This is a genomic window from Brevundimonas sp. (assembly GCF_032107865.1).
Classification (GTDB): Bacteria; Pseudomonadota; Alphaproteobacteria; order Caulobacterales; family Caulobacteraceae; genus Brevundimonas.
This window is the reverse complement of the sequence record NZ_DAMCNG010000240.1, coordinates 1-3,826: the sequence shown is the minus strand read 5'-3', so window position 1 is coordinate 3,826 and position 3,826 is coordinate 1. Positions and strand designations below refer to the sequence as shown.

The following is a 3,826-nucleotide window of genomic DNA, read 5'->3' as shown; positions in this document are numbered from 1 at the left end:
CATGGGCCTGATCCCCATCATGGCCGACGAAGCCCTGCACGGCCCCGAGAGCGGTTACGCCCTGGCCTGCGGCCAGGCGGCCGACGTCTTCGCCCTGAAGATCGCCCAGGCCGGCGGCCTGACCGAGGCCAAGCGCCTGGCCGGGATCGCCCAGGCGGCGGGCGTCGCCCTGTACGGCGGCACCATGCTGGAGGGGCCGGTCGGCACCATCGCCTCGGCCCAGGTGTTCGCCACCCTGCCCGAGATCGAGTTCGGCACCGAACTGTTCGGCCCCCTGCTGCTGACCGAGGAACTGCTGGCCCAGCCGCTGCACTACGCCGACGGCTGCCTGACCGTGCCGGACGGACCGGGCCTCGGCGTTCAACTGAACGAGGACGCCATTGCGGCGCTCCGTCGCGATCGAGGCGCCCGGACCTCGGTCATCACGCCAAAGCTGGTTGCGGGGTAAATCGATGCTGTTTCATGTGACCATGGATGTGCGCATTCCGCACGACGCCGACCCGGCGAAGATCGATCGCCTGAAGGCCGAGGAAAAGGCCCGCGCCCAGGATCTGCAACGTCAGGGAATCTGGCGTCACCTGTGGCGCGTCGCCGGGCGATACAGCAACGTCAGCATCTTCGACGTCGCCGACGCCCAGACGCTGCATGACCTTCTCAGCACCCTGCCGCTGTTTCCCTACATGGACGTCCAGGTCACCGCCCTGTGCCGCCATCCGTCATCGATCCACGAGGACGATCGCTAAGAGCCCACAAGGGCCAACACTATTGGAGAGGAAGAAGACATGACCGAAGATTTCGTCGCCACGCCCGAGGTGCAGAAGCTGCTGGATCGCGCCAGCGGCATGACCGTCGACGGCGGTGATCCCCGGCTGAAGTCCATCACCCGCGACGTGGTCGAGACCCTGATGCGCGTCATCGTCAAGCACGACGTCAGTGAGGACGAGTTCTGGGGCGCGATCAAATTCTTCCAGGACGGCGCTCAGGAGTTCGGCCTGATCGTGCCGGGTTCAGGTCTTGAGCACTTCATGGACCTGTTCCTCGACGCCAAGGACGCCGAGGCGGGCCGCACCGGCGGCACCCCGCGCACCATCGAAGGCCCCCTCTATGTCGAAGGCGCGCCCATGGTTGAAGGCGAGAACGTCAATCTGACCGACGACGCCGACGACACCGACACCCTGTATATGACCGGCAACATCGTCGGCCCCGACGGCGAGGCGCCCGCCGACGCCATCCTTCACGTCTGGCACGCCAATTCGAAGGGCTTCTATTCCCACTTCGACCCGACCGGCGAACAGACCCCGTTCAACAACCGTCGCCGCATCAAGATCGGCGCGGACGGCCGCTACTACTTCAGCTCCAAGATGCCGAACGGCTATTCGGTGCCGCCGAACGGCGCGACCGACCGGATGCTGAAGGCCATCGGCCGCCACGGCAATCGTCCAGCCCACGTCCACTTCTTCGTCGAGGCGCCCGGCTACCGTTCGCTGACGACCCAGATCAACTTCGGCGACGATCCGTTCGCGGCCGACGACTTCGCCTTCGCCACCCGCGACGGCCTGCTGCCGGTGCCGCAGCGTCAGGGCGACAGCGCCTATGTCGCCTTTGACTTCACCCTGCAGCGCGCCGCTGAAAAGGCGGACGAGCACCTGTCCGGCCGCGCCCGCGCGGCGGCCTGATCGAAGGGTCTGCGGTTCGTGTCCAAGATTTTCGCTTCTCCCCGCGCCGCGCTCGAGGGCCTGTTGTTCGACGGCATGACCATCATGTCCGGCGGCTTCGGGCTCTCGGGCAACCCCGAGAGCCTGATCCCCGAGATCCGGGCTTCCGGGGTCGGCGGGCTGACCGTCATCTCCAACAATGCGGGCGCCGACGGCTTCGGCCTGTGGATGCTGCTGGAGAGCCGTCAGGTGAAGAAGATGATCTCCAGCTACGTCGGCGAGAACAAGCTGTTCGAGCAGCAGTATCTGTCCGGCGAACTGGAGCTTGAACTGAACCCGCAGGGCACCCTGGCCGAACGCATCCGGGCGGGGGGCGCGGGCATCCCCGCCTTCTACACCAGGACCGGCGTCGGCACCGTCGTCGCCGAGGGCAAGCCCGTCGAGACCTTCGAAGGCGATGACTATGTGCGCGAGACCTGGCTACGCGCCGACCTGTCGATCATCAAGGCCTGGCGGGCCGATCCGGCCGGAAACCTGATGTTCCGCAAGACGGCGCGCAACTTCAATCCCAACATGGCGACGGCCGGAAAGACCACCGTGGTCGAGGTCGAGGAGATCGTTCCCGAAGGCGCCCTCGACCCCGACGCCATCCACACGCCAGGCATCTATGTCGACCGCATCGTCCTCTCGACCATCAATGAAAAGCGCATCGAGAAGCTGACGACCCGTCCGCGTGAGGAGGCCTCGGCATGAGCTGGACCCGCGACGAGATGGCCGCCCGCGCCGGGCAGGAACTGCGCGACGGCTATTATGTGAATCTGGGCATCGGCATACCGACGCTGGTCGCCAACCATGTGCCCGCAGGCGTCCGCGTCACGCTGCAAAGCGAAAACGGCCTGCTCGGCATCGGCCCCTTCCCGTTCGAGGGCGAAGCCGACCCCGACCTGATCAACGCTGGCAAGCAGACTGTGACTGTGCTGCCGACGTCCAGTTTCTTCTCCTCGGCGGACAGCTTCGCCATGATCCGGGGCGGCCATATCGACATGGCCGTGCTGGGAGCGATGGAGGTCGCCGCCAACGGCGATCTGGCCAACTGGACCATCCCCGGCAAGATGGTGAAGGGCATGGGCGGCGCCATGGATCTGGTCGCCGGGGTCAAGCGCATCGTCGTGGTGATGGATCACGTCGCCAAGGACGGCTCGCCCAAGATTCTGGAGCAATGCGCCCTGCCCCTGACCGGGCAGAAGGTCGTGGACCTGATCATCACCGATCTGGGCGTCATCGCCGTGGATCGGAAACGAGGCGGCCTGACGCTGATCGAGACCGCCCCCGGCGTCACGGTCGAGGAGATCACGGCCAAGACCGGCGCGCCGCTGGCCATAGGGGCGGCGGCATGACAGCCCTCAAGAAGAGAGCCGCCGCGCGGCGAGCGATAGGGCAAGCCTAATGACACAAGCCTTCATCTGCGACGCGATCCGCACGCCCGTCGGGCGGCTGAACGGCGGGCTGTCGGCGGTACGCGCCGACGATCTGGCGGCGATCCCGCTGCGGGCGCTGGCCGAGCGCAACTCTGGGCTGGACTGGGGCGCCGTCGAGGACGTCATCCTAGGCTGCGCCAACCAGTCGGGTGAGGACAACCGCAACGTCGCGCGCATGGCCGTGCTGCTGGCGGGCCTGCCCGAGACCGTGCCGGGATCAACGATCAACCGTCTGTGCGGGTCCGGCCTCAACGCTGTGGGTCTAGCGGCGCAGGCCATCCGCGCGGGCGAGGCCGAGTTGATGATCGCCGGCGGCGCCGAGAGCATGACCCGCGCGCCTTATGTGATGGGCAAGGCCGCGACCGCCTTCGACCGCGCCCAGATGATCGAAGACACGACGATGGGCTGGCGCTTCATCAACCCGGCCCTGCGCGCCGCCTATGGCGTGGACACCATGCCCCAGACGGCCGAGAACGTCGCCGAGCAGTGGGCCATCACCCGCGAGGCGCAGGACGCCTTCGCCCTGGACAGCCAGACCAAGGCCGCCGCCGCCCTGGCCTCCGGCCGGTTCGACGCCGAGATCACGCCCGTCTCCGTGTCCCAGCGAAGCGGCGACCCCGTCGTCTTCGCCGTGGACGAGCATCCGCGCGCCACCTCCCTCGACGCCCTCGCCAAGCTGAAGCCGGTCGTGCG

At 67.2% G+C, this 3,826-nt stretch carries 6 protein-coding genes; all 6 read left to right on the top strand.

Features of this window, described 5'->3' with window-relative positions; translation table 11 throughout:
* The coding region (locus RT567_RS14685; RefSeq protein ID WP_313576996.1) for an enolase C-terminal domain-like protein at positions 1–448 on the top strand (448 nt) is incomplete at its 5' end.
* Positions 449–452: 4 nt separating this feature from the next.
* Entirely contained in the window at positions 453–743 is a 291-nt protein-coding gene (catC, locus tag RT567_RS14680; RefSeq protein WP_200165468.1) for a muconolactone Delta-isomerase, read from the top strand.
* Positions 744–782: 39 nt separating this feature from the next.
* The gene (locus tag RT567_RS14675) at positions 783–1,676 is read left to right on the top strand and encodes a dioxygenase (protein WP_313576995.1); all 894 of its coding nucleotides are present in this window, start codon (positions 783–785) and stop codon (positions 1,674–1,676) included.
* 9 nt (positions 1,677–1,685) lie between these two features.
* On the top strand, positions 1,686–2,408 hold the full coding sequence (locus RT567_RS14670; protein WP_199683683.1) for a CoA transferase subunit A: 723 nt from the start codon (positions 1,686–1,688) through the stop codon (positions 2,406–2,408).
* Positions 2,405–3,052 carry a 3-oxoacid CoA-transferase subunit B gene (locus RT567_RS14665; RefSeq protein ID WP_313576994.1) on the top strand — a complete coding sequence of 216 codons (648 nt, stop codon included), beginning with the start codon at positions 2,405–2,407 and terminating at the stop codon, positions 3,050–3,052. Before RT567_RS14670 ends, RT567_RS14665 begins: the two co-directional genes overlap by 4 nt.
* A gap of 49 nt (positions 3,053–3,101) precedes the next feature.
* On the top strand, positions 3,102–3,826 hold a 725-nt coding region (locus tag RT567_RS14660; protein WP_313576993.1), incomplete at its 3' end, for a beta-ketoacyl synthase N-terminal-like domain-containing protein.